At 71.1% G+C, this 26,260-nt stretch carries 15 protein-coding genes; 7 read left to right on the forward strand and 8 right to left on the reverse strand.

Going from position 1 to position 26,260, the window contains the following annotated elements:
• Window positions 1-197: ATP-binding cassette domain-containing protein (locus ACGFZA_RS06735; RefSeq protein ID WP_393677698.1), on the reverse strand; the 197-nt coding region annotated here is incomplete at its 3' end.
• Window positions 198-245: 48 nt separating this feature from the next.
• Window positions 246-1,607, reverse strand: a complete 1,362-nt coding sequence (locus ACGFZA_RS06740) for an MFS transporter (RefSeq protein WP_393677700.1) — start codon at window positions 1,605-1,607, stop codon at window positions 246-248.
• A gap of 99 nt (window positions 1,608-1,706) precedes the next feature.
• Between ACGFZA_RS06740 and ACGFZA_RS06745 the strand changes: the two genes are divergently transcribed.
• Both ACGFZA_RS06745 and acnA read left to right on the forward strand, forming a co-directional pair.
• On the forward strand, window positions 1,707-2,792 hold the full coding sequence (locus ACGFZA_RS06745) for a DUF5937 family protein (protein WP_393677702.1): 1,086 nt from the start codon (window positions 1,707-1,709) through the stop codon (window positions 2,790-2,792).
• 408 nt (window positions 2,793-3,200) lie between these two features.
• Window positions 3,201-5,915 (forward strand): aconitate hydratase AcnA, encoded by a 2,715-nt coding sequence (acnA, locus tag ACGFZA_RS06750; RefSeq protein ID WP_393677704.1) that lies wholly within the window; start codon window positions 3,201-3,203, stop codon window positions 5,913-5,915.
• Between the two features lie 101 nt (window positions 5,916-6,016).
• On the opposite strand, the gene ACGFZA_RS06755 is transcribed toward acnA, so the two are convergent.
• Window positions 6,017-8,086 (reverse strand): FUSC family protein, encoded by a 2,070-nt coding sequence (locus ACGFZA_RS06755; RefSeq protein ID WP_393677706.1) that lies wholly within the window; start codon window positions 8,084-8,086, stop codon window positions 6,017-6,019.
• A 239-nt stretch (window positions 8,087-8,325) separates the two neighbouring features.
• Here ACGFZA_RS06755 and ACGFZA_RS06760 point away from each other — a divergent pair, with 239 nt between their 5' ends.
• Entirely contained in the window at window positions 8,326-9,555 is a 1,230-nt protein-coding gene (locus tag ACGFZA_RS06760) for an ROK family protein (RefSeq protein WP_385287012.1), read from the forward strand.
• Between the two features lie 262 nt (window positions 9,556-9,817).
• Here the strand turns inward: ACGFZA_RS06760 and ACGFZA_RS06765 are convergent, their stop codons facing one another.
• The 5 genes from ACGFZA_RS06765 to xylA form a co-directional block, all read right to left on the reverse strand.
• Window positions 9,818-11,197 carry a GH1 family beta-glucosidase gene (locus ACGFZA_RS06765; RefSeq protein ID WP_393677708.1) on the reverse strand — a complete coding sequence of 460 codons (1,380 nt, stop codon included), beginning with the start codon at window positions 11,195-11,197 and terminating at the stop codon, window positions 9,818-9,820.
• Between the two features lie 8 nt (window positions 11,198-11,205).
• Entirely contained in the window at window positions 11,206-12,063 is an 858-nt protein-coding gene (locus ACGFZA_RS06770) for a carbohydrate ABC transporter permease (protein WP_385287008.1), read from the reverse strand.
• A gap of 5 nt (window positions 12,064-12,068) precedes the next feature.
• A complete protein-coding gene (locus ACGFZA_RS06775; protein ID WP_385287006.1) occupies window positions 12,069-13,040 on the reverse strand; it encodes a carbohydrate ABC transporter permease in 972 nt (323 codons plus the stop codon).
• 11 nt (window positions 13,041-13,051) lie between these two features.
• Window positions 13,052-14,290, reverse strand: a complete 1,239-nt coding sequence (locus ACGFZA_RS06780; RefSeq protein ID WP_393678875.1) for an ABC transporter substrate-binding protein — start codon at window positions 14,288-14,290, stop codon at window positions 13,052-13,054.
• A 179-nt stretch (window positions 14,291-14,469) separates the two neighbouring features.
• A complete protein-coding gene (xylA, locus tag ACGFZA_RS06785; protein WP_393677712.1) occupies window positions 14,470-15,639 on the reverse strand; it encodes a xylose isomerase in 1,170 nt (389 codons plus the stop codon).
• 267 nt (window positions 15,640-15,906) lie between these two features.
• Between xylA and xylB the strand changes: the two genes are divergently transcribed.
• The 4 genes from xylB (at window position 15,907) to ACGFZA_RS06805 (ending at window position 26,184) form a co-directional block, all read left to right on the forward strand.
• Window positions 15,907-17,391, forward strand: coding sequence for a xylulokinase (xylB, locus tag ACGFZA_RS06790; RefSeq protein WP_385287002.1), 1,485 nt, complete (start codon window positions 15,907-15,909; stop codon window positions 17,389-17,391).
• A gap of 52 nt (window positions 17,392-17,443) precedes the next feature.
• Window positions 17,444-19,699 carry an alpha-xylosidase gene (gene yicI / locus ACGFZA_RS06795; RefSeq protein WP_393677714.1) on the forward strand — a complete coding sequence of 752 codons (2,256 nt, stop codon included), beginning with the start codon at window positions 17,444-17,446 and terminating at the stop codon, window positions 19,697-19,699.
• Window positions 19,700-19,999: 300 nt separating this feature from the next.
• Window positions 20,000-22,147, forward strand: a complete 2,148-nt coding sequence (locus ACGFZA_RS06800) for a hypothetical protein (RefSeq protein ID WP_393677716.1) — start codon at window positions 20,000-20,002, stop codon at window positions 22,145-22,147.
• A 56-nt stretch (window positions 22,148-22,203) separates the two neighbouring features.
• Window positions 22,204-26,184: a hypothetical protein gene (locus tag ACGFZA_RS06805; RefSeq protein ID WP_393677718.1), complete on the forward strand. Its 3,981-nt coding sequence runs from the start codon at window positions 22,204-22,206 to the stop codon at window positions 26,182-26,184.
• Window positions 26,185-26,260: the final 76 nt, after the last annotated feature.

The following is a 26,260-nucleotide window of genomic DNA, read 5'->3' on the forward strand; positions in this document are numbered from 1 at the left end:
TCGCCGGCGTCGGCGGTGATGAGGGTGGAGAGGATCTTCACGGCGGTGGTCTTGCCCGCGCCGTTCGGGCCGAGCAGAGCGAACACACTCCCGGCCGGAACCGCGAGGTCGATCCCGTCGAGGACCGTCTTGTCCCCGTAGGCCTTGCGTAGTCCCTTGGCCGCGATGGCGGGGGAGTGCGAAGTGGTTGTCGTCATGCCGAGAAGGTTGCGGCAGGGCGCATTCACCGTGGTTTCACGACGGTTTCAGTGCCCCGGAACCGGGCTGCGGGACGGCTGCCCCTGGTGCAGGGCACCGGATTTGGCGGACGGCCCGGCAGACGTGTTCGCGGACCTGTCGCCGATCTCGGGGACCTGCTCGCGCCCGGCGCCCTCACGCTTTCCCTGCCCCCGCTTCCCCTGCCCCCGCTTCCCCTGCCCCTCCTCGGTGGCAACGGCGGAGGCGGACAGGAGCGTCGCGCCGGCGAGGCCGCCCCAGAGGGCAGCCGAGCCGTGGGGGGCGAGAGCGGTGATGACCGCCGGGGAGACGGCGAGGCCGAAGCCCGTGGAGAGCTGGAAGCGGGCGAGGGCGCGTCCCAGGACATGGGGCGGAGCGAGGGCGGTGACGAGCGCGGTGGCGCTGCCGGCGTAGATGATCTCGCCGATGGTGCAGACCACGGACACCGCGGCGACGGCCGGGGCACTCCAGCCGTGTCCCGGTGAGGTGGCCGCGAGGAAGCCGAGGTACGACGCGGCGAGTACGACGCCGGCGGCCACCAGTACGGCCCGCCGGGAGAAGCGGGACATCAGGAGGGTGACGGGAACCTGCAAGGTGACCACCAGCACCGTGTTCGCGACGAAGACGGCTGCCGGCCACACCGGGGATGCGTGCAACTGTGTCACCAGGACCAGAGGCAGCGCGATTTCGGGGACGTTCAGGCAGAAGACGTAGACCACGTTGGCGGCCAGCAGCATGCGCATCCGGGGTGCGGGTTCCCCGGCCGCCTCCGCTGCCGGGGCGGCGGCCGGACGCGCGTGCAGGTGAACCGACCACGCCAGGGCCGCGGCAGCGAGATAGGCGAGCCCGGTGACGGCCGCCAGCGCCTGCAACGCGGTGGTGCCGCCCGCCAGGCACGCGGTGGCGAGAAGCGCGCCCACGCCCAGGCCGGCGTTGCGCAGGGCGCGGCCTCCCGCAAGAGCGGCGTCGCGTTCCCGGCCGTGGGCGACCGTGGCCACGAGAGCCGCATGGGCGGCCGGCCACGCCTGGTTGCCGATGCCGAGGAAGAGCGCCGCCGTCGCGAACAGCCACACATGTCCTGCCGGGGTGGCCAGCAGCAGTGCCACACCCAGCACCCGCACGAGCATCGACGCTGCCACGACCGTGCTCCGCGCGCCCCGGTCCAGCCAGCGGCCGACAGCGGGCATGCACACCAGGCCCACGACGACGCCGGCTGTCATGGCGACGCCGGTGGCGGGCGCGGACAGCCTCAGCACCGTCACCCCGTAGAGGAGCAGAAAGGGCCGGAGCATGCCGGTGCCGAGCGCGTCGACGGCCAGAGCGACGGCATAGCGGGGGCCGCCGGAGGCGCGGACGAGGGCGCGCGGCCGGATCCTGTTGGTGGTTGCCATGGCGTCAACGGTGCGTTCGGCCGCCGGGCCGCCCCCGCCGGTTGACGGACACCGTCAATCGACGCGGTCGCCGGACATCCGGCCGACGATGATGAGGGGATGACGCTGAGGATCGACATCGGCGGCCTGCCGTCCGCGCGACTGCGGTTCGCCGCCTCCCCACTGGCCGAACTGACGGCGATGCTGCACGTGCTGGCCGAACCCGCGCATCACCCGCAGTTCGCCGACTGGGCCGCGGACGTCCGGGCCGGGCTGCGGCCCGAGCAGGCCGAGCGGATCGGGGAGGCGGAGTTCCTCTGGCGTTCCTCACGAGCCGATTTCCTGGTGCCCGCCCGTCCCCGGCCGACCCTCGCCGAGGAGTTGGACGACGTGGACCGGATCGACGACGAAACGTACGTGACCGCGGCGCTCGTCACCACGTGCGGCAGCAACCGGGTCCACTTCGGCGCGCCGTCACCGCTCGCCGACGCGACGGCGCGCGAGCGGGCCATGGACCTGGCCCAGGCCCGGGGCCCCCTGCAGGAGGCCTTCGCGCAACGGCTGCTCGCGGACCCGGCCGTCGTGCGGGCACGCGTGCGGCACACCCTCGAACAGTGCGCCGACGCCTTCTTCGACGCCGCCTGGTCGGACGTCGCCGTCCGGCTCGCCACCGACCTGCGGCTGAAGAACGACCTGCTGAAGCGCCACGGCACGGGGGCGGCACTCGCGTCGGTCTCCGGCGCCGTGACCCTGGCGCCCGATGGCGACTGCATCATCGTGGACAAGCTGCAGGACAACGCGACCACCGCCCGCGGCACCGGGGTCACCTTCATCCCCACCGTCTTCGGCCGCCCGCACCTGCTGGTGGTCCACGCGCCCGGGTGGCAGCCGGTGGTGCAGTACCCCGTGGCCGAGGCGGGTCCGGCGGAGCCGGTGTCGCTGGAGACGGTCACGCTGCGGCTGGAGGCCCTCGCGCATCCGGTGCGGCTGCGGCTGCTGCGCACCCTGGCCCGCGGCCCGCACACCACGGGCGAGCTGGCCCATGCCTGGGAACTCTCCTCCCCGGAGGTCTCCCGCCACCTGGCCGTCCTGCGCCGGGCCGGACTGCTCACGTCCCGGCGGCAGGGCCGCTACGTCCGTTACACCGCCAATCTGTCCGATCTGACGGCGCTGGGGACCGACCTGGTGGCGGCCGTACTGCGCTGAGTGGCTTCGGTCCGCCGGAGCGAGCCGCGCCGACAGCCATGGCCACGGAGGGGAGCCGCGGCGTGTGAATCCCGAAGCGGGCGCAGGCCGCCCCGGCCACTCCGGCCGCTCGGTGCCCGGGTGCTCCACCCCGCACGACCTGGGGTCCGCCGGTGAGGGAGGCCGGACCACCCGATGGGATGAGAGCGCTCAGGCATGCCCTGACATGACCCTTCCCCGGTCATGTACTAGAGTTATCTCGACATCGAGATATATGCCGAAGGCGCACAGCGGGCCGCCGCGCAGTAAGGGCTACCTAACTAAGCCTTACCTTAGCGGATGGTCGGGTGGCCGAAGGCGGCACCACGCGGCGCCCGCCGAAGTGAGGCGCGGCGCGGAGTTACGCGCACATTGATGAAGGAGACTGTCGTGTCGGCGAACAGCTTCGACGCCCGCAGCACGCTGCGCGTGGGCGACGAGTCGTACGAGATCTTCAAGCTGGACAAGGTCGAGGGCTCCGCGCGCCTCCCTTACAGCCTGAAGGTGCTGCTGGAGAACCTGCTCCGCACGGAGGACGGCGCGAACATCACCGCCGACCACATCCGGGCGCTCGGCGGCTGGGACTCCCAGGCCCAGCCCAGCCAGGAGATCCAGTTCACGCCGGCCCGCGTGATCATGCAGGACTTCACCGGTGTGCCCTGTGTCGTCGACCTCGCCACCATGCGTGAGGCCGTCAAGGAGCTCGGCGGTGACGCGACGAAGATCAACCCCCTCGCCCCCGCCGAGCTGGTCATCGACCACTCCGTGATCGCCGACAAGTTCGGCACCAACGACGCGTTCGCGCAGAACGTCGAGCTGGAGTACGGCCGCAACAAGGAGCGCTACCAGTTCCTGCGCTGGGGCCAGACCGCCTTCGACGAGTTCAAGGTCGTCCCGCCGGGCACCGGCATCGTCCACCAGGTGAACATCGAGCACCTGGCCCGTACGGTCATGGTCCGTAACGGCCAGGCGTACCCCGACACCCTCGTCGGCACCGACTCGCACACCACCATGGTCAACGGCCTCGGTGTGCTGGGCTGGGGCGTCGGCGGCATCGAGGCCGAGGCCGCGATGCTCGGCCAGCCGGTCTCCATGCTCATCCCGCGCGTCGTCGGCTTCAAGCTGACCGGCGAGCTCCCGGCCGGCACCACCGCCACCGACCTCGTGCTGACCATCACCGAGATGCTCCGCAAGCACGGCGTCGTCGGCAAGTTCGTCGAGTTCTACGGTGAGGGCGTCGCCGCCACCTCCCTCGCGAACCGCGCCACCATCGGCAACATGTCGCCGGAGTTCGGCTCCACCGCCGCGATCTTCCCGATCGACGACGAGACGCTGAAGTACCTGCGCCTGACCGGCCGTGACGCCCAGCAGGTCGCGCTCGTCGAGGCGTACGCCAAGGAGCAGGGCCTCTGGCTCGACCCGGCCGCCGAGCCCGACTTCTCCGAGAAGCTGGAGCTCGACCTCTCCACGGTCGTCCCCTCCATCGCCGGCCCGAAGCGCCCGCAGGACCGCATCGTCCTCGCGAACGCCAAGGCGCAGTTCGCCCAGGACGTGCGCAACTACGTCTCGGACGACGAGGAGGCGGGCAAGGAGTCCTTCCCGGCCTCCGACTCGCCGGCCGCCCACAACGGCGTCCCGTCGAACCCGGTCACCGTGACCGCCCCCGACGGCACCACGTACGAGCTGGACCACGGCGCCGTCACCGTCGCCGCGATCACGTCCTGCACCAACACCTCGAACCCGTACGTCATGGTCGCCGCGGCGCTCGTGGCGAAGAAGGCCGTCGAGAAGGGCCTGACCCGCAAGCCGTGGGTCAAGACCACCCTCGCCCCGGGCTCGAAGGTCGTCACCGACTACTTCGACAAGGCGGGCCTGACCCCGTACCTCGACAAGGTCGGCTTCAACCTCGTCGGCTACGGCTGCACCACCTGCATCGGCAACTCCGGCCCGCTGCCGGAAGAGGTCTCCAAGGCGGTCAACGACCACGACCTGGCCGTGACCTCGGTGCTCTCCGGCAACCGTAACTTCGAGGGCCGGATCAACCCCGACGTCAAGATGAACTACCTGGCGTCCCCGCCGCTGGTCGTCGCGTACGCCATCGCCGGTTCGATGAAGGTCGACATCACCAAGGACGCCCTCGGCGTCGACCAGGACGGCAAGCCCGTCCACCTGGCGGACATCTGGCCCACCGAGGCCGAGGTGAACGACGTCGTCGCCAACTCCATCGGCGAGGACATGTTCAACAAGTCCTACGAGGACGTCTTCGCGGGCGACGCCCAGTGGCAGGCGCTCCCGATCCCGACCGGCAACACCTTCGAGTGGGACGCCGAGTCGACGTACGTCCGTAAGCCCCCTTACTTCGAGGGCATGACGATGGAGACCACCCCGGTCTCCGACATCACGGGTGCCCGCGTCCTCGCCAAGCTGGGCGACTCGGTCACCACCGACCACATCTCCCCGGCCGGTGCGATCAAGGCCGACACCCCGGCCGGCAAGTACCTCACGGAGCACGGCATCGAGCGCCGTGACTTCAACTCCTACGGCTCGCGCCGCGGTAACCACGAGGTCATGATCCGCGGCACGTTCGCCAACATCCGCCTGCGCAACCAGATCGCGCCGGGCACCGAGGGCGGCTTCACCCGCGACTTCACCCAGGCTGACGCGCCGGTGTCGTTCATCTACGACGCTTCCCAGAACTACCAGGCCGCGGGCACCCCGCTCGTCATCCTGGCGGGCAAGGAGTACGGCTCCGGCTCGTCCCGCGACTGGGCGGCCAAGGGCACCGCGCTCCTCGGTGTCAAGGCCGTCATCGCCGAGTCCTACGAGCGCATCCACCGCTCGAACCTCATCGGCATGGGCGTCCTCCCGCTCCAGTTCCCGGAGGGCCACACCGCCGAGAGCCTGGGCCTGACCGGCGAGGAGACCTTCTCCTTCACCGGCGTGACCGAGCTGAACGACGGCACCACCCCGCGCACCGTCAAGGTCACCACCGACACCGGTGTGGAGTTCGACGGCGTCGTCCGCATCGACACCCCCGGTGAGGCGGACTACTACCGCAACGGCGGCATCCTGCAGTACGTGCTCCGCAGCCTGATCCGCAAGTAGGGATCAGCGGCAGTACGGCGAGAGGGCCGCATCCCCGGCGACGGGGGTGCGGCCCTCTCGCGTCGTCCGGACTCTTGCGTCATCCGGACGGGAGGCCCGGATCAGGGCCGGGCGAGGGAACCCGCCCTCGCCGGTTCGGCGTGGCCGGCGGTGGTGAGCCGGTGAATGCCGTGCAGCTGCGTCATCACGTCGCGCAGCGACCGGCAGTCCCGCGGCCCCGGGCCGGGCGCCGGACGCACGGTGCGGTGACCGTCCTCCAGGGCGTCCGCCAGCACGGACAGCGCCGTCGTCACGCGCACCACCTCGCCCGCAGGGGGCCGCGGCACCCCGTTCTCCACCCGCAGCGCGCACGCGGTCGCCGCGTCGACGACCAGCTCGGCGGCGACCGCCACCGCCGACCAGTCGTGGCGCCGCCCGCCGAACGGGCCGGGCAGCTCGACCGCGACGGTCTCCGCCGCGGCCCGTGCCTCGGCGAGCGCCCGGTAGACGGCGCCGCGCAGCGCCAGGCCCCGCTCGTCGCCCCGTTGCCGGTCCCCGGCCGGGTCCGGGGCGTCCAGCACATGGCGCAGATAGCGTTCCGTGCAGCGCAGTGTGACGGCGAACCGGTGACCGGCCCGTACCCGGGGGTCGGCCACCAGCGGCAGATGGCCGACGAGCAGCACGATGACGCAGGCCAGGAACGTCTCCAGCAGCCGGGACGCCGCCGCCTCGGTGTCACCCGCGGCGTGCACGAACGACAGCACCAGCACGGTGATCACCGCGGTCTGGAACGCGAAGTGGCGGGTGGACAGCGGCACCAGGGCCCCGGCCACGACGACCGCCGCCACGACGAGCGGCGGGCCGAGTCCGCCGAGCGCCGCCATGAGCGCGACGAAGACGAGGACCCCGGCGACGGTCCCGGCGAACCGGTTCACCACCCGCGAGAACAGCGGGCCCATGTCGGGCTTCACCAGGAACGCGGCGGTGGCGGGCAGCCAGTACCAGTGGTCCTCGTGCAGCAGCAGCGCGACGGCCGCCGTGACCGAGACGCAGAGTGCCACCCGCAGCCCGTACTCGCGTCCTGCGGGCGTGAACAGGCCTGGGCGGAACCCGGGGACGGTACCGGTCGTCCGGGGGCGCTCGGGGCTCCGCGGGGCAGACGCACCGGCCGTCGTCCGGTCGAAGACCACCGCGGCCTCCAGGACCGCCCGGTCGAAGGCGAGCCGTTCGACGGTGTCCGGCCGCGGGCTCGGCAGCGTACCCGCGGGTCCGCCGGAACGGACCGCCGCGGCCAGCCGCCGGGGGCCCTCGGCCACGGTGTCCGGTACGGGCCGCCCCTCCCACAGCAGCGCGATGCTCGCTTCGCAGAGCGCGACGGCCGAGCCGAAACGCTCGGTGAGGGCGCCCTCGGCTCCGCCGGACCGGCGCGGCCACGGCATCAGCCGCATCAGCCGCAGCGCCTCGTCGGCCTGCTGCTGCGCGGCGACCAGCGCGCGCCGGGCGGACGGTGCCCCCGGCCCGCCGAGCGCGCCCAGCGCGTCGGCGAGCGCGTCGAACACGGCGGCGACGGCCTCGCGTTCACCGCTCCACCGGGGCGATCCCGGTGATCGCGGGGCGCGCAGCAGCAGCCGCAGGACGACCAGCCAGACCGCACCGGAGAGGAAGCACAGCGCCTTCAGCCACGCGGGTCCGGCCAGCGGCATTCCCATGCCGATCGTCGTGGCGACCAGCATCTGGAGGGCGGCCGCCGACCACACACCGCCCCTGGCGCTGAGCGCGCCGGACACCCAGCCCACCAGGAAGAGCACGGGGACCGCCGACCACCGCCCCGTCACGTCCGCGACCAGGGCGCCGACGAGCAGCCCGAGCGATCCCGCCGCGGCAGGCAGCCCGATGTGGACGAGCCCCTTGCGGCGCGTTCCCGGACGGTCGTTGACCCCGGCGAGCATCGCCCCGAGCGCGGCGAGGACGCCCGCCCCCGACTGCCCGACGGCGATACCGGCCCCGAGCAGCGGGCCCGCGCCGAGAGCGCCGCGCACCATGGCCGTACGGGGCACGGGCGCCCGGCGCAGCCGCAGTACGTGGGTGAGCCAGGCGGGCGCGTGCGCCCGCGACCGGGCCACGTGGGCGAGCCGGGCGGGTGGGTGGCGCCGCGATCCTGAGCTGTCGGCCCGGAATTCGGGAACGTGCACCGCAGACCTCCTCGTTCACCGGTCGGACCAAAGGGTCCGGGGGGTGGGTGGAGCGGGCAACGGCGGCCGCGTACACCGAACGTAACAAGGCGACTTGTCGGGCGGGCTGCGGTGATGTTTCGGGCGTGTGATCCTTCGGGACGGTCCACTGCCGCTCGCCGGCCGCGGCACGAAACCGCAGGTCGTCCGCGGGGTCGCGTGCGGGATCCGGCGCGCGAGGCCCTACGCTCGAAGACCTGATGACCATCCATCCCACCTCGCCCGGCGCCAAGGCCGGTACCGAGTCCGTGCGCCGCAACAACCTCGGCCTCGTCCTGCGTGCCGTCCTGGAGGAGGGGGAGGTGACCCGCGCCCGGGTGGCGGCCCGCGTCGGGCTGACCCGGGCCGCGGTCTCCTCGCTCGTCGAGGAACTGCTGGCGCTCGACCACCTGACCGAGTCCGGCAAGACCTTCAGCGGAAGCGCCGGACGTCCCGGCACCGTGCTGAAGGTGTCGGACACCGGCCCGGCCGGGCTCGGTGTCGAGATCAACATCGACTACGTGTCGGTGTGCGCGGTCGGGCTCACCGGCACCGACCGGGTCCGCGTCACCGAGCACATCGACAACCGCGACACCCCGCCGGCCGAGGTCCTCGCCCACGCGGCCCGGCTCACCAACCGGGTCATCACCTCGACGGGGGAGCAGGGGCTGCGGGCCGTCGGCGTCGAGCTGGCCCTGCCCGGACTCGTCTCCGGCGGCATGGTCCGCCAGGCGCCCAACCTGGGCTGGTACCGCGTCGCGGCCGAAGGCATCTTCGGCCAGGCGCTCAGCACACTGCGGCCGGCGGGCCGGGCGCTGGCGGTCAGCTCCGACAACGAGGCCAATCTGGCGGCGCTGGCCGAGCTGTGGTTCGGCGGCCTCGGTGACGCCGGCTGTTTCCTCTACCTCACCGGCGAGATCGGCGTCGGCGGCGCTCTGGTGCTCCACGGCGAACTGCTGCGCGGAGCCCACGGCTTCGCGGGGGAGGTCGGGCACGTGGTGGTCGACCCGGAGGGACCGCTGTGCGGGTGCGGGGCGCGGGGCTGCCTGGAACAGTACGCCGGTCAGGCGGCGCTGCTGCGGGCCGCGGGCATCGACCCGGCGGCGGGTGTGCGCGGGCTCGGCGAGCTGGAGAAGCGGGCGCGGGAGGGCGATCCGCAGACGCGGGAGGTGCTGCGGGCGGCCGGTGACCGGATGGGCGTGGTGCTGGCCGGGGCGGTCAACCTCTTCGACCTGGACAGCGTCGTCCTGGGCGGCATCTACCGCGACCTGATGCCGTGGCTCGCGACGGCGGCCGAGGCGCAGCTCGCGGACCGCGTGGTCTCGGGCCGGTGGCGGACCGACGGCAGCGGACTGCGTGCCTCCTCGCTCTCCGGCGACGCGGCACGGGGCGCGGCGGCCCATGTGGTGCGCGGGGTCCTGGCGGATCCGGCGGCGTACGCGGCGCGTTGATCGGGCTGTTTCGCGGAGAAGACGGTCCCGGTTCGTGGTCCGGGGGTGTACGCGGCGCGCTGATCGGGCTGTTTCGCGGAGAAGACGGTCCCGGTCCGTCGTCCGGGGGTGTACGCGGCGCGTTGATCGGGCTGTTTCGCGGAGAAGACGGTCCCGGGCCGTCGTCCGGCGGCATGCGTGGCGCGTCGGTCGGCCTGTTCCGCGCAGCGGACCGCCCCCGTTCGCGGGCCGGCGAACGGGGGCGGCCGAGGGGCGTATCCGGCTACTTCCGGTGCGCCGCGATCAGCTCCTGGTACCAGCGGTAGCTGTCCTTCGGCGTGCGCTCCAGGGTGTCGTAGTCGACCCGGATGATCCCGAACCGCTTCGCGTACCCCAGCGCCCACTCGAAGTTGTCCAGCAGGGACCAGACGTAGTACCCGCGCACGTCCACACCCGCGTCCATCGCCGCCCGCAGGGCGGTGAGATGGGTCTGCAGATAGGTGACGCGGTCCGCGTCGCGCACCGAGCCGTCCGCGTCCACGGTGTCGAACTCGGCCGAGCCGTTCTCCGTGATGTGCACCGGCGGCAGCGCGTCGCCGTACGTCTGCTTCAGCGCGGTCAGCAGGTCGGTGAAGGACTCGGGCACGACCGGCCAGTTCATCGCCGTCTTGCGGACGCCCCGGTACTCGCCCTCGCTGTACCGGTTGTCGGTGGCGACGCGCAGGGCCGGGTCGGCCTCACGGTGCGGGGCGGCGGCGACCACGATGGGGCGGTAGTAGTTGATGCCCAGGAAGTCCATCGGCTGGGAGATCAGCTCCAGGTCGCCCTCGCGCCGGAAGTCCTGGGCGGTGATCAGCTCGCCCCAGGTCTCCTCCTCGGTGGCCGGGTAGCGGCCCGCCAGGATCGGCTCGGTCCACACCAGGTTGTGCTGGGTGTCCGCGCGGACGACGGCGGCGAGATCGGCGTCCGACTCGGTGGCCGGGACGTTGCGGTCCAGGTTGAGCGTGATGCCCGCCTCGCGGACGCCCGCCGCGCGGAGCGCGGTCATCGCGTGGCCGTGGCCGACGAGCAGGTGGTGCGCGGCGGCCAGGGCACCGCGGCCCTCCTTCGCGCCCGGCGCGTGCCGGCCGACCGAGTAGCCGAGGAACGCGCTGCACCACGGCTCGTTCAGCGTGATCCAGCGCGGCACCCGGTCGCCCAGGTGCTCCGCCATGATCGCCGTGTACTCACCGAAGCGTTCGGCGGTCTCGCGTATCCGCCAGCCGCCCTTGTCCTCCAGGGCCTGAGGCAGGTCCCAGTGGTAGAGCGTGGCGGCCGGCTCGATGCCCGCTTCGAGGAGCTCGTCGACGAGCCGGGAGTAGAAGTCCAGGCCCTTGGGGTTGACCGCACCGCTGCCGGTGGGCTGGATCCGGGACCAGGCGATGGAGAAGCGGTACGAGTCCACACCCAGGTCGCGCAGCAGCGCCACGTCCTCGGGGTAGCGGTGGTAGTGGTCGCAGGCCACATCCCCCGTGTCACCGCCGTCCGTCCTTCCGGGCGTGTGGCTGTAGGTGTCCCAGATGGACGGCCCGCGGCCGTCTTCATCCACGGCGCCCTCGATCTGGTACGAGGCCGTGGCCGCGCCGAAGACGAATCCGGGCGGGAAGACCGGGAAGTCACTCATGGAAACCCTTACTTGACCGAGCCGCCGGTGATCCCGGCGGCGATGTACTTCTGGGACAGGACGAGCAGGACCGCTGCGGGCACGGCCGAGAGTACCGAAGCGGCCATGACCGAACCCCAGTCACCGACGTGCGCGCCGATGTACTGGTAGATGCCCAGCGTGATCGGCTTGACGTCGTCCGTGGTGTTCAGCGTCAGCGCGAACATGAAGTCGCTCCACGCGTAGAGGAACGAGAACAGCCCGGCGGTGATCAGCGAGTTGCGGCTCATCGGCAGGACGACCTGGATGAACGTACGGATGCGGCCGGCACCGTCGACCTCGGCGGCCTCGATGACCTCGCGGGGGATGGACACCATGAATGAGCGCATCAGCACGATGGCGAAGGGGATGCCCAGCGAGGCGTCCGCCAGCATCAGGCCGAAGTAGGAGTTGACCAGGCCGAGGTCCACGTACGCGCTGTACAGGGCGTTCGCGATGACGATGCCCGGCACCATCTGGGTGATGAGCGTGCCGAAGACGATCGTCTTGCTGCCGCGCAGCTTGAACTGCGCCAGGCCGTAGGCCGCCGGTGCGGAGATCGCCAGGCAGATGGCCACCGCGCCGAGGGCCACGGCCAGCGAGGTCAGCAGGTTGCCGCCCTGGTCGCTGAGGGCCGAGGTGAAGCCGGAGAAGTCCACACCGGTCGGGACCGGGCCGACGTCGACCAGGCCCGCGTCCGGCTGCAGCGCGGTGTTGATCATCCAGTACAGCGGGAACAGCATCACCGCGAGGACGACGATGCCGAACACGGTCGCACCCCAGCGGCGCTTCGGCCGGTGGACGGCGGCGGGAGCCGGGGCGGCGGGGATCTGGGTGGTGGTCGCCATGCCGGTCACTTCCCCTCGTTGCGGTTGACCCGCAGGTAGAACACCGCGAAGACGGCGGAGATCAGGATCAGGATGTTGCCGACCACGGCACCGGCTCCGAAGTCCATCTGGACGAAGGAGTTCTGGTACGTGAGCGTGCCGAGCGTCTGGGTGGAGTCGGCGGGCCCGCCGTCGGTGAGGGCGAGGACCAGGTCGAGGATCTTGACCGTCGACATGAAGCCGAGCACCAGCACCACGGTGATGACGGGCTTGAGCATGGGCAGGGTGACCGAGCGGAACGTACGCCAGGCGGACGCGCCGTCCAGCGAGGCGGCCTCGTTCAGCTCCTTGGGGACCTCCTGGAGGCCGCCGTAGAGGATCACCATGTTGAACGGGATGCCGATCCAGATGTTCACCAGGACCACCGAGAACAGCGCCATGCTGGTGCTCGTCAGCCACGGCGTGTCGCCGGGGAGGCCGACGGTGCCCAGGAAGGAGTTGAGGACACCGGTGTCCTGGTCGAAGATGCGCCGCCACACGATGCCGGAGACGACCATGGGGACCAGCCACGGCAGCAGGATCAGCGAGCGCAGGATCCCGTTCAGCGGGAAGCGCCGGGTGAAGAAGACGGCGAGGGCCAGGCCGATGCAGAACTGGCCGACGAGCGATCCGACCGTGAAGAGGATCGTCTGCCACAGGGCCTTGCCGAACAGCCCGTCGTTGAAGACGTTGCTCCAGTTGTCGAAGCCGTTGAACGGGGCCTTGCCCGTGAAGAAGGTGGACGGCGAGTAGTCCTGGAAGCTCATCACGATGTTGCGGACGAGCGGGTAGCCGAAGAACAGCGCCATGAAGATCACGGCGGGGGCGATGAACCCCCACTGGGCGAGTGTCCGGCGCCGCTTGGCACTCCGCGGGTTCAACGGCTTCTTGACCGCACCGGCCGCGGGGGCCTTCGGGTCGGCCGGCAGCGCGGCGGCCGAGGCTGTGGTGGATGACATGGTTCGTTACCTCAGTTCCCGCTCGTGACCTGCTGCTGGGCACGCTTCAGAGCGGCCTCGCTGGACTCACCGGTGAGCGCGGACTGGAAGGCGCTCTGCAGGGCCAGCGACACGGACGACCACTGCGCGCCGAGCTTGGCGGTGCGCGAACGGGCCGTGGCGACCTGGTCGGCGAGGGCGGCCAGCTCCGGTGCCTTCGTACGCCACACGGCGGCGGCCTTCTCGTTGGCCGGGACCATCCAGCTGTTGATCGCGTAGGTGATCTGTTCCTGCTCGCCCGACATGCAGCCGATGATCCGGGCGGACATCTTCTCGCGCGCCTCGTCACCGGTGTTGGGCACGGTGAGGATTCCGCCGCCCAGCGGACCCACCGAGTCGTCACCCGCCTTCGGTACGGGGATCTGGGCGATGCCCCAGTTGAGCCCCTTCTTGGCGTTGAGGCTCTCGACCTGCCACGGGCCGTTGATCATCATGGCGGCGTTGCCGGCCATGAACTGGTCGTTCACGTCGGCCTGGGTCCAGTTGACCGTCGACTTGGACAGCGAGCCGTCCTTGAGGAGGGCCTTCCAGTAGTCCAGCGCCCCGGCCACCTGCGGGCTGTCGAGCTTCGTCTCGTCGCCGCCGTTGGACCACATGAACGGGGCGAACTGGAAGACGCCGTCCTCCGCACCACCCGCGCTGAGCGCCAGACCGTACCGCTTGCCCTGGGTGAGCTTCTTCGCGGTGTCCTGCATCTCGGCCCAGGTGGTGGGTACCTTCAGGCCGGCCTTGTCGAGGGTGTCCTTGTTGTAGAACAGCGCCAGGGTGTTCACGGTGCGCGCCGCCCCGTAGTACTTCCCTTCGTACGAGCCGAAGTTGACGATCCCCTCCGGGATGTCCTTCGTCGTCAGACCGAGGTCCTTCAGCGGGATCAGCCCGCCCGCCTCGGCGAACGTCGGCATTTCCGAGGCGTCCAGCTGGAGCACGTCGGGCAGCGACTTCGAGGACGCCATCCGCAGGGCCTTCGTCATCACCTGGGAGGCCGGGACGCTCTGCTGCTCGATCTTCACGCCGAGCGTCTTGCTGCACCGGGCCAGCGTCTGGGCGTCCCAGCGGTGGTAGGACTCGTCGGTCGACGAGTTCATGACGGTGTACACGTCCGGGTCGCGCTGCTGCCCGCAGCCGGACAAGACGACACCGCCGAGCAGCGCGGAGACGACGGTGAGCGGGACGATGACCCGCCGGTGAGGACGGCGGCGCGGCCGGCGCATGCCGTCCGGAGAAGGTGCTGTCACGATGGTGCCCTTGCGTGAGAGGGGTGCCGGCCCGGGGGGACCACTGTGTCCCGACGAGGTGGATCCATCCGCCCCGGCGCGGGTCCGGCGGGCCCGCGCGCGAGTGAGGTCGTCCGGGGTGCCCGGCGGCGGTCCGCCGGGCACCCCGGGGTGCGTCAGCCGACGCCGAGCAGGTGCTCCATGGCGAGCTGGTCGAGCGCCTCGAACGCCATCGAGCGCTGGGCGGCGCCGTCCACGTCGAAGTCCTCGTACGCGGAACGGTCCGCGAGCAGGGCCTTGACGCCGTCGGCGGCGGTGGGCTGCGCCAGTTCGTCCAGACGGGAGGCGGCCAGCGCCTCCTTGACGGCCGGGTCGGCGCGGAACGCCAGCGCCCGCTCCTTGAGGATCAGGTAGTTGCGCATGCAGTTCTTCGCGGACTCCCACACACCATCGATGCCGTCGGTGCGCACCGGCTTGAAGTCGAAGTGCAGCGGGCCCGCGTAGTCCGAGCTCTCCAGCAGGTCGACGAGCCAGAAGGCCTGGCGCAGGTCGCCGGCGCCGAAGCGGAGGTCCTGGTCGTACTTGATGCCGGACTGGCCGTTGAGGTCGATGTGGTAGAGCTTGCCCGCCCACAGGGCCTGCGCGATGCCGTGCGCGAAGTTCAGCCCGGCCATCTGCTCGTGGCCGACCTCGGGGTTCACGCCGTACATCTCCGGGCGCTCCAGGCGCTCGATGAAGGCGAGGGCGTGGCCGACGGTGGGGAGCAGGATGTCGCCGCGCGGCTCGTTCGGCTTGGGCTCGATGGCGAACCTGAGGTCGTAGCCCTGGTCCACGACGTAGTCGCCGAGGAGGTCGAAGGCTTCCTTCATCCGGTCCAGCGCGACCCGCACGTCCTTGGCCCCGCCGGACTCGGCGCCCTCGCGGCCGCCCCAGGCGACGTACGTCTCGGCGCCCAGCTCGACGGCGAGGTCGATGTTGCGGATGACCTTGCGCAGCGCGAAGCGGCGGACGTCGCGGTCGTTGGAGGTGAAGCCGCCGTCCTTGAACACGGGGTGCGTGAAGAGGTTGGTGGTGGCCATGGGGACCTTGAGACCGGTGCGGTCCAGGGCGCCCTTGAAGCGCGCGATGATCGCGGCGCGCTCGCTGTCCGAGGACCCGAACGGAATCAGGTCGTCGTCGTGGAACGTCACACCGTGCGCGCCGAGTTCCGCGAGGCGCTCGACGGACTCGACCGGGTCCAGGGCGGGGCGGGTGGCGTCACCGAAGGGGTCGTTGCCTCGCCAGCCGACGGTCCAGAGCCCGAAGGTGAACCGGTCGGCGGGGGTGGGGGTGAAGCGATTCGACATTCTGCTGCCTCTTCGACATGGCCCGGGCGGCTGCTCTGCCGTCCGACCGATTTGTTTGCTGGCAGTACTAATACGGCATCTCGGCGTTTCTTTCTAGACCACTTCTGTGACACATGCGTCACATAGGGACAACATGGCAGTCCTCTGTGGGGTCTTGCAGCCCAGGCGGGGCGGGGTGCGGGCCGCTTCCGTGTGCGTCGAAGCGCTTCGAAGAATTATTTGTTTTGTGTACGATCAAAATCGGGACCCACAGGAACGAGGTACGACATGCCGTCGCGACCAGCCAGAAACCCGGCCACCGCACCGGTATCGGCCGTCATCGGCGTGGACAGCTCCACGCAGTCCACGAAGGCCGCCGTCGTCGACATCGCGACCGGCCGCCTGCTTGCCGTGGGCCGCGCCCCGCACGCCGTGACCGGTCAGGGCGGCGCCCGCGAGAGCGACCCCGAACAGTGGTGGCAGGCGCTGCGCACGGCCGTCGCCGCGGCCCTCGCCGAATCGGGCCTGGACCCGGCCGCCGTCACCGGGATCGCCGTGGCCGGCCAGCAGCACGGACTGGTCACCCTGGACGCCGACGGCAGGCCCCTGCGCCCCGCCCTGCTGTGGAACGACACCCGCTCCGCCCCCCAGGCCGCCGCCCTCACCGCCGCACTCGGCCGGGAGGCCTGGCTGGACCGCACCGGCTCGGTCCCCGTCGCCTCGATGACCGCCGCCAAGTGGATGTGGCTCCGCGAGAACGAACCGGCCACCGCCGCCGCGACCGCCGCCGTCCGCCTCCCGCACGACTTCCTCACCGAACGGCTGGCCGGCGCCGCCGTCACCGACCCCGGCGACGCGTCCGGCACCTGCTGGTACGACCCCGCCACCCAGGGTTACGACCCCGAGCTGCTCGCCCTCACCGGCATCCGCGCGGACATGCTGTCCCCGGTCGCCGCCACCGGGGCGACCCGCGCCGGACACCTCACCGCCGAGGCCGCTCAGGCGCTCGGCCTGCCCGCAGGCATCCCCGTCGCCGCCGGTACCGGCGACAACATGGCCGCCGCAGTCGGCCTCGGCCTGGGCGCCGAGGGGCTCCTCGACCACCCCGTCGTCAGCCTCGGCACCTCGGGCACTGTCTTCGCCGCCACGCGCAACCGCCCGCACTCCGCGCTCCTCGCGGGATTCGCCGCCACCGACGGCACCCGCCTCCCGCTGGGCTGCACCCTGAACTGCACCCTCGCCGTGGACAAGGTCGCCGAGCTGCTCGGCCTGGACCGCGAGGACGCCGCACCCGGCGGCGAAGCCGTGCTGCTGCCCTTCCTGGACGGCGAGCGCACCCCTGACCTCCCCGCCGCCTCCGGCCTCCTGCACGGGCTGCGGCACGACACGACCCGGCAGCAGATCCTCGGCGCCGCCTACGAGGGCGCCGTCGTCGCCGTCCTGCGCGCCCTGGACGAGCTGCCGCTCGACGCGCCCGACGCGCCGCTGCGCCTGATCGGCGGGGGAGCACGGGGCACGATGTGGGTGGAGACCGTGCGCCGGCTGTCCGGCCGTGCGGTGATCCTCCCGGACTCCGCGGAGCTCGTCGCCCTCGGAGCGGCCGCCCTCGCCGCGGGTGCCGCCACCGGCCGCGACCCGGTGGCCCTGGCGGCCGGGTGGGGCACCGGCGAGGGCCGCGAACTGCCCGCCGTGCCCCGGGACGCGGCCACCTGGGACCGGGTGACGTCGGTCCTCGACCGGGCGGCCCCCGCACTCCTGACGACGCATCCCTGACGACGTACCCCCGCACACCTCCCCGTACCACCGGCCAAGGAAGACCCCCCCCATGAAGTTCACCGACGGCTTCTGGCAGATGCGAGACGGTGTGAACGCCTCGTACGCCACCGAACTCCGCGACCTCCGCCTCGACGCCGACCGCCTCACCGCCCACGCCGCCGTCAAGCGCGTGACGCGGCGCGGTGACACCCTGAACGCCCCCCTGATCACGGTGGAGGCGTACGCCCCCGCCGAAGGCGTCATCGGCGTCCGCGTCACCCACCTCGCGGGCAAGCGCCGCCCCGGCCCCGACTTCGTCCTCCCCGGCGCCACTGAGGACGCCCCGGCCGCCACGCGCGACGACGGCCCGACCGCCGAGCTCACCAGCGGCCCGCTCACCCTCCGGCTGCCCACCGAAGGCGACTTCGGCCTGGAGTTCCTGGACGCGGACGGCCGCCTGCTGACCGCCGCCGGACGCAAGGGGACCGCCTTCGCCACCGTGCGGGACGGCGGCCACCACATGCTCGCCCAGCTCGCCCTCGGCGTCGGCGAGACGATCCACGGCCTCGGCGAGCGGTTCACCCCGTACGTCAAGAACGGCCAGGTCGTCGACATGTGGCAGGCCGACGGCGGCACCAGCAGCGAGCAGGCCTACAAGAACGTCCCGTTCTACCTCTCCTCGCGCGGCTACGGCGTCTTCGTCAACCACCCCGGCAAGGTCTCCTTCGAGGTCGGCTCCGAAGCCGTCGGCCAGGTGCAGTTCAGCGTCGAGGACCAGGTCCTGGAGTACTTCGTCGTCGCCGGGCCCACGCCCAAGGACGTCCTCACCCGCTACACCGCGCTCACCGGCCGCCCGGCCCTGCCGCCGGCCTGGTCGTTCGGCCTCTGGCTGACCACCTCGTTCACCACGAACTACGACGAGGCGACGGTCACCTCGTTCGTCGATGGGATGGCCGAGCGCGGAATCCCGCTCTCCGTCTTCCACTTCGACTGCTTCTGGATGCGCGAGTACCAGTGGTGCGACTTCGAATGGGACCCGGACACCTTCCCCGACCCGGTCGGCATGCTCGCCCGGCTCAAGGACAAGGGTCTGAAGATCTGCGTGTGGATCAACCCGTACATCGCGCAGAAGAGCGCCCTGTACGCGGAAGGCGCGGAGAAGGGCTACTTCGTCCTCACCCCCGAGGGCGACATCTGGCAGTGGGACAAGTGGCAGGCCGGCATGGCGCTGGTCGACTTCACCAACCCCGAGGCCACCGCCTGGTTCCAGGCCAAGCTGAAGACCCTGCTGGACCAGGGCGTCGACGGCTTCAAGACGGACTTCGGCGAGCGCATCCCCACCGACGTCGTCTGGCACGACGGCTCCGACCCGGAGCGGATGCACAACTACTACACGCACCTGTACAACAAGGCCGTCTTCGAACTCCTGGAGAAGGAGCGCGGACAGGGCGAGGCCGTCCTCTTCGCCCGCTCCGCCACCGCCGGCGGCCAGCAGTTCCCCGTCCACTGGGGCGGCGACTGCTGGTCCTCCTTCGGCGCCATGGCCGAGTCCCTGCGCGGCGGCCTCTCCCTGTCCCTGTCCGGCTTCGGCTTCTGGAGCCATGACATCGGCGGCTTCGAGGGCACGCCCGACCCCGCGGTCTTCAAGCGCTGGCTCGCCTTCGGCCTGCTCTCCTCGCACAGCCGTCTGCACGGCTCCTCGTCCTACCGGGTGCCGTGGGAGTTCGGCGACGAGGCCGTCGCGGTCGCCAAGCAGTTCACCGAGCTCAAGCACCGCCTCATGCCGTACCTGTACGGAGCCGCAGTCGAGGCCCACCGCACCGGCGTCCCCACCATGCGCCCGATGCTGCTGGAGTTCCCCGACGACCCGGCCACCCGCACGGTGGACCGCCAGTACCTGCTGGGTTCCGACCTCCTCGTGGCGCCGGTCTTCAGCGAGGACGGGCAGGTCGAGTACTACGTCCCCGAGGGCACCTGGACCCACTTCCTGACCGGCGAGACGGTCAGCGGCCCCGCCTGGCACCACGGCACCCACGGCTTCGACAGCCTCCCGCTGCTGGTCCGCCCCGGCGCGGTCCTGCCGCTCGGCGCGGACGCCTCGCGCCCCGACGCCGACTGGACACAGGACCTCCAGCTGCGCGTGTACGCCCCCGAGGGCCTGGGCGACTTCACCCGTACGGTGACGGTGCCCGACCTCACGGGCGCCCCGGCCGCCACGTACGAACTGGTCCGCGAGGGCGGCACCCTCCGCGTCACGGCGGACACGGACCGGCCGTACGAGGTCGTGGTCGTCGGCGACGCGGCGCTGGAGGTCGTCCGGGGCTGATGACGGGCGCGGCCCCTTCGCGTACCGGCGCCGGGTGTGTCGGAGCGGAGGGGCCGCGAGGCCAGTCGAGCGGAACTGACGTAGCGTCACGTTGCAATGACCGTCCCGGGCGCGTCGCTCGGACGGGCCGTGGTGACGTTGTGTCAGACAAGCCCTGTGAAAAGTGCGCTGACGGCTTCGCCGGTCATGGTCGGGTCTCCTTCGCAAGGGGGCGGGTTCTCACCGGTGGCGGCGTTCCGGAACCCGTCCACGGTGCCCTGCGGCGCTCCTGCGGGATCGGGGGCGGCCGAAGCGGTGTTCGTGGACGCATCCGGGGTGCTGCGGTACCTGACCTCGAACGGCGGCGTCTGCTGGGGAGTGGCCGACCTGCCGGGCGGGCCGTACACCCTCGGCGGCGGTGACGGACAGGCAGGGGGGATCGTCGCCGTCACCGGGTGCTCCGGGGACCCGGCCACGGTCAACGTGTTCTGGACCGATGACTCCGGGTCGCTCGGACAGCTGGAGCTGACCGGGGGAGGCTGGAGCGACTCGCCGCGGTACCCGGTGGGGCGGGTGCCGATCGTCAACGGTCTGAAGGTCGCCTACTCCCCGCCGGTCGGAGACGACCCGCCGCGCCCGGTCCTGTACGGCGCACAGGACTCCTCCTCCCTGATCGTCACCGCGTTCGACGGCGAGGCGTGGACCCCGTACCAGCTCTTCTACGAAACGGACTTCGCGCCCGAGTACAACGGAACGGTGCTGACGCCGACCGAGGCGGCGACAACGACGGGCGGCCTTCCGCACTTCAACGTGGTCTTCAACTGGAGCGGCTCGCCCGGCGTCACACAGCTGTCCGGCTCGGGGGAGGCCAGCTTCCTGACGCCGTGGCACACCCTCGGGTCTCCCGGGCTCAGCGGCAGGGCGGGTGTGGCCGGCGGCGTCTTCCCGGGAGGGCTCGTGGCGCTGACCCAGGCGTACTCCGAGGGGCAGCCCCTCAGCCCTGCCTGCGTCTACCTGGACGAGCAGCCGGACGGCGAGCGGAACCTGATGGTCTGGCCGGCCGGGTTCACCGGGGCGATGGCCTTGCCGGTGCCGAATCTGGGGTGCCGGCTGGCCGTCGCGGGGCAGTCCGTGGCCGGCCTCAACACGACCGTGTACGTGATCGGCTCCGACGGCAGCGTCTACGCCATCCCGCAGATCGGCACCTGCTTCAACGCCCAGACGCCGATGATGGGCCCGGCCTCGCAGATCTACGCCGGTGGATCCGGAACGGACCCCGTGCAGCTCGGCCCGGACCAGGTGCCGGGCGACGCCCCCGCCCTGTTCGTCGTCGGCGACGACCAGAGCCTCTGGCTTTACGAACCCTCGGGCCAACCCGGCAGCTACAGCACCACACTGCCCGGCAGCACCGGCCAGTGGGCCGGCTTCCAGGTGCGGCAGAATGGCCCGCTGCCACCCGTCGAGCTGGTCAGTCCCATCCCGGCCGGCACGGCGCTGCCCATGGGTTCGAGCGTCGCCACGCCCCTGAACACCAGGCTGACCGTCCAGTCGACCGGACTGCTGCTCACCGCCGGCGACAGCCCGGTGTGGTCCGTGCCCCTCGACGGCGTCGGCGGTGCCACGCTGACCCGGAGTGGCGACCTGACCGTCGTCGACGTGTCCGGCGACACCACCTGGGCATCGGGTACCGGCACCACCTCGGGTACGGCGAGCCTCAGGATCGTCGATGCTCCGCCCAGCGTGCAGATCGTCGATGGCGACGGCTACCCGTTCTGGTACTCGAACCGTACGCAGGCCCCGTGTTCGCCCGGCACCCCGATCGCCCCCGGCGCCCAGATCGCCGCGGACGGAGTGGTGCTGGTCATGCGGCTCGACGGGAATCTGGTCCTGCTCGACGGGTCCAGTCAGCCGGTCTGGAACACCGGCACGGACGGGGGCGACGGCGACGCCCCCGGGCACTCCGCCGCCTTCACCGAGGCGGGCGTGCTGGAGGTCTACGACAGCACCGGGGTGAACGTGGTGTGGAGCTCCGCCGACTGCGGGGGCGGCAGTGGCGACACCCTCACCCTCTCCAGCGGCCCCGAGCCCTGCCTGGAGATCACGTCCACGGGCGCTCTCGTCTTCCGGGCCGGCCCACCGCCTTCCGGCAGTGACGGCACCACCGGCTGCCCTCCCGGCTGGTGGTTCACCCCCGGTACCGGCATGACCGGATGTGATGGCTCCCAACTGCTCATGCAGCAAGATGAGTTGCTGTTGTGGAACCAGGCCGGAACGGACTACTGGTCACAGCCCGGATCGGGTGCCGTGTTCACCGCCGACGGCGATCTGCACGTGCTCGACGGTCAAGGCGCAGCCATCTGGAAGGCGGGGGTGAACGGCTCCCAGCTCATCGTGGACAAGTCTCCCGGCACGCTCTGCGTCGTCGACGACCAAGGCAACGACCTCTGGATCGTCCCCCCGTCCAGCTGAAGCGCGCAGACCGCCGCTCCGCCCCCGAAGCCGCCGCCAACTTCCGGAGACCGCCCGTGAGCACGCCCTGTCCCACGATGCCGTTCAGCGCGCAGGTCAGCAGCGTCCTGATCCAGGACGCCGTCAACACCAACAGCGTCATGGTCAGCCTCGACCAGGACCTTCCGCAGAGCGCGGCCCCCTGGGTCGGCACGTTCTGCAACCCCTTCAAGAACGGGCTGGCCGAGGCCTTCGTCATCACGGACACCGCTTCGGACGGGACATCGAACAACGGCAGCTACGCGCTGAACCACCTCGCCCAGGACCCCTCCGCGGTGCACGGCTGGACCCTGACGCCGATCTCCGGCATCCCGGACGGCTGCACGCCGGTCTCGGTCGTGGCGTGCATGGCCGGCGGGCTCCCCCACTTCTTCTGCACCCTGCAGGACCGCGGCGAGGCGTCCGGTGCCATCTGGCACGGCTGGCTCGACGGAGACGGCGACGTCTCCTCGGAGACACTCGAGTTCCCGTTCCCGGAGCCGGCGGCGACGCTCAAGGTGGCCTACTACGATCCGGCCGTCCAGGGACCGGACAACGGCCCTGTCCCGACCACCGGCGCAGGCCCGTTCCCGATCGTCTACACCGTGAGCCGCGACTACTACCTGGTTTACGGGATGCTGAGCTTTGACGGAGACAGCTGGAACGGCGCCAGCGTGATCTGGGACGGGCCCGGCTGGGACGCTCCCTTCTCCGATTGGACGCTGCTTCCGACCCCCGGGGAGTTCGGCAACTGGATCATGGTCTTCGCCAACGGGTCGTCGCCCGCCGGCATGTCGCTGGCCTCGTTCCAGCGGCGGAACAGCCCGGACCTGATCTACCAGGACCCGTACTCCAGTAACGGCACGCCGATCTCACCTCCGCCGGTCACGGCGGCCCAATGGTTCGCCGGCGTCTGCTGGGAAGGGGCCGAATACGGCTCCCGGCCGCTGTACGTCGACGCCAACGGTGTGCCGTTCCTCTACGACGCCGAGTACGGCAGCATCGTGCTGCCCGTGAACACGAGCGGCACGATCACCGCGGCCCAGGCCGTTACCGACAGCGCGGGCATGACCTCGGTATTCTTCACCGACTCGGACGAGAACCTGTTCTTCCTGACACAGACGGGCTACTTCACCAGCAGCTCCGCGCCCGACAAGTACACGATCCAGTGGGCGCCCAGCGTCGCGATCACCAGCAGTTCCACCGAGAGCGGCGGGGTCAACGAGGGCTGCTCCGCCCTGTATCCGTCGCTCTTCCCGGGCGACCCGCCCACCCTGTTCACCGCCAACGCCGCCGGCGAACTGAGGCTGCGCCAGCTCAACCCGGCCACCGACGCCGGTCCGGGCGGCTGGATGAGCCAGACCCCGGCGCTGGCCCAGATCAACACGTGCGAACTGGCGACGTACCGCACCCAGTTCACCCTCACCGACGCCAACGGCCTGCCGGTGGGCAACCGGCAGATCGAGGTCACCGCCTCCACGGTGACCGGCGCGGTCCTCAACGGCACCGTCCGGGTGATCGGGCCGGGCGACGGCCAGTCCGCCACCGTCACCACGACAGCGGCCGGCACCGCCACCGTCGCCCTCGTCGCGAGCGACTTCGCCCCGGCCACCCTCACCTTCACCGACGTGCCGGGCCAGTCCGGTGCCGACGCCGACCCCGACGACGATCCCGCGTTCGAGACGCGGGCCGTGGCCCCGGCCGCCCCGGTGCAGGCCTACCTCGCGGGCAGTTCCGACGGCGTCAGCAACGGATGCCTCGGCACCACCGGCTCGCTCCCGTACATGGGCGGCGCCAACACGACCTTCACCCCCGGCACGATCGCGGGCGCGCAGAACCCCGACCCCCAACGAGCCGGCAGCCTCTTCCCCGGAGTGCAGGGCGACGACCCGGTCATGACCGCGGACCAGGCGCACACCGCCGTTCAGAGCCTCATGGCCAAGGGAACCGGCCGGCCGAACCAGGGCCGGGCATCCGCGGACGGCGGGGACGGCGCCCTGGCGGGATTCATCATCAACCGCGACCTCGTCACGGGCCGGCCCCGCTACCAGGAGTTCCACGACCCCGACGCCTACCGGCGTGAACTGGCCCACCACAACACCGTCATCGGCGAGAGCCTGTGGGGTGACATCGAGAGCATCGCGGACAGCATCTGGCAGGGCATCAAGTCGGCCGCGATGGAGGTGTACCACCTCGGCGCGAACCTCGTCGACGGGATCGTGCAGCTCGCGGTCAAGATCGGTGACGCGATCGTCAACATCGGCAGCATCATCATCAAGGGCATCGAGGACGCGGTCAACGTCGTCATGGCCGTCTTCTCGGCCATCGAGGCGTACATCAAGGACGTCATCGACTTCCTCAAGGCCCTGTTCGACGGCAAGGCCGTCTTCGCCTGCCAGAAGGCCCTGGCCGCCGCGCTGAACGACACGATCGACGCCGTGGCCGCGGCCCTGACCAACGCCCAGCAGAACCTCGGTCCGAGCGGCACGTTCTTCTCCGATCTCACGGGCGACATCCAGACCTGGTTCGGATCCGCCGCCACGGGGATCGGCTCCGACCAGACGCTCGGCACCACTCCCACGTATCAGCAGTACGCCGTGCCGAGTGGCGTCACGGGCAACACCAACCCGATCGCGAGGACGAGCACCAGCGGCACAGCGGTCTCGCCGTCCGACCTGGCGGCGAGCCCGCACGTCCACTACCTGACCCAGCAGACCTTCGGCGCGGTCCCCCCGGCGGCCGGCGGCAACGGCAGCACGCGGGACGCCGGCCGGACCCGAGCGCTCCCCGGCCCCACCCCACGTACCTTCAGCGAGCTCATCGAGGATCTCGGCCGCAGGCTCGCCGAGTCCGGCAAGGAAGGCGCGGGCGACGACCCCGACCCGTTCTGGCAGTTCTGCAAGGAACTGTTCGCATCGGACGCGGCGCAGGACCTGTTCCAGACCTTCGGGAAAGCCCTGGAGCAGGTCGTCGCATGGATCAAGACCCAAATCGACCCCGCCGACCCGAGCCAGTGGCAGAACGTCAGCATCGGATGCCTCCTCGCGACGCTCGCCGAGGAACTGATCGAGGCCTTCCTCGCCCTGCTCGATGTCGTGGTCGTCGACATCCTCGGGCTGATCCTGGACTGCGTCGAGGACATCAAGGAGTTCCTCGCGACGACGGAACTCACCGGACCGCTGGCGCTCCCGCTCCTGCTCGGCTGGAACTTCTTCGCCCTGCTCGCCGGTGACCCGCTCGTCGGGAGCATCACCGTCGGAGAAGGGCTCACGCTGCTCGCGGCCGTGCCCGTGCACGTCATCGGCACCATCATCGAAGGGCAGTCCGCGAGCCTGACCTGGCCCCCGGTCTCCGCCTCGCCGCACCGCTCCGGCGACGGCGGTCCCGACGTCACCGGTCCGTGGGAGTCGATCTACTACGTCAGCGGGGCGTTGTGCAGTGTCGTCGAGGGCTTCTGCCTCATGTACATGGATGTGTGCTCGGCGGCCGGTGACTCGTGGTCGGGCGGCTGGCAGGACTTCGGTGGTCTGGTCACCGCGTTCGGGATGGGCCTCAACGTGCTGTCGGTCGCGCTGACCGTCCCGCTTCCCGTGACCGCCCTCAGCGCCTGGCCGATCGCCGACTGGTCCGTCGGAGCCCTCTTCGCCACCCTCTCCACGATCGGCTGGCAGCTGTTCAAGATGTTCTATCTGAACAACTATCTCGGTGGCATGGCGCCGTCGGATTCCGAGGCGCTGAAGCTGTTCGCCCTGTCGATGTTCAACATGCTGCTCGGCCTGATCGATCTTGTCGTGAACATCGTCGGCGACTGCGTGGAGGGCGGCGACTGGACCGCCGACCGCATTCTGTCCGCCATCAGCTCGGGTCTCGGCCCGCTGGCCAACATCTGCTCCCCGACGGGCACCAAGCCCGTCCAGGACGTCTGCGGGCCGGACGTGGCGTGGGTAGCGCCGACCGCCGACGTCGTGAGCTACATCGTCGGCGCACTCATCGGTCTCTTCGCCAACCTGGAGGTGTAGGACCTGCGGGAACACGGTTGACGGGTGCGTCCCGGCTGAGGTCGGATGTCGGGCCGACAGGCAGGACCACCCTCTC

It is taken from the genome of Streptomyces sp. NPDC048211 (assembly GCF_043202315.1).
GTDB lineage: Bacteria > Actinomycetota > Actinomycetes > Streptomycetales > Streptomycetaceae > Streptomyces.

Bases quoted from the DNA above. Each gene is read 5' to 3' on its own strand.
- ACGFZA_RS06740 (WP_393677700.1), bottom strand. From the start codon at position 1,607: ATGGCAACCACCAACAGGATCCGGCCGCGCGCCCTCGTCCGCGCCTCC.
- ACGFZA_RS06745 (WP_393677702.1), top strand. From the start codon at position 1,707: ATGACGCTGAGGATCGACATCGGCGGCCTGCCGTCCGCGCGACTGCGG.
- ACGFZA_RS06760 (WP_385287012.1), top strand. From the start codon at position 8,326: ATGACCATCCATCCCACCTCGCCCGGCGCCAAGGCCGGTACCGAGTCC.
- ACGFZA_RS06765 (WP_393677708.1), bottom strand. From the start codon at position 11,197: ATGAGTGACTTCCCGGTCTTCCCGCCCGGATTCGTCTTCGGCGCGGCC.
- ACGFZA_RS06770 (WP_385287008.1), bottom strand. From the start codon at position 12,063: ATGGCGACCACCACCCAGATCCCCGCCGCCCCGGCTCCCGCCGCCGTC.
- ACGFZA_RS06775 (WP_385287006.1), bottom strand. From the start codon at position 13,040: ATGTCATCCACCACAGCCTCGGCCGCCGCGCTGCCGGCCGACCCGAAG.
- ACGFZA_RS06780 (WP_393678875.1), bottom strand. From the start codon at position 14,290: ATGCGCCGGCCGCGCCGCCGTCCTCACCGGCGGGTCATCGTCCCGCTC.
- xylA (WP_393677712.1), bottom strand. From the start codon at position 15,639: ATGTCGAATCGCTTCACCCCCACCCCCGCCGACCGGTTCACCTTCGGG.
- xylB (WP_385287002.1), top strand. From the start codon at position 15,907: ATGCCGTCGCGACCAGCCAGAAACCCGGCCACCGCACCGGTATCGGCC.
- yicI (WP_393677714.1), top strand. From the start codon at position 17,444: ATGAAGTTCACCGACGGCTTCTGGCAGATGCGAGACGGTGTGAACGCC.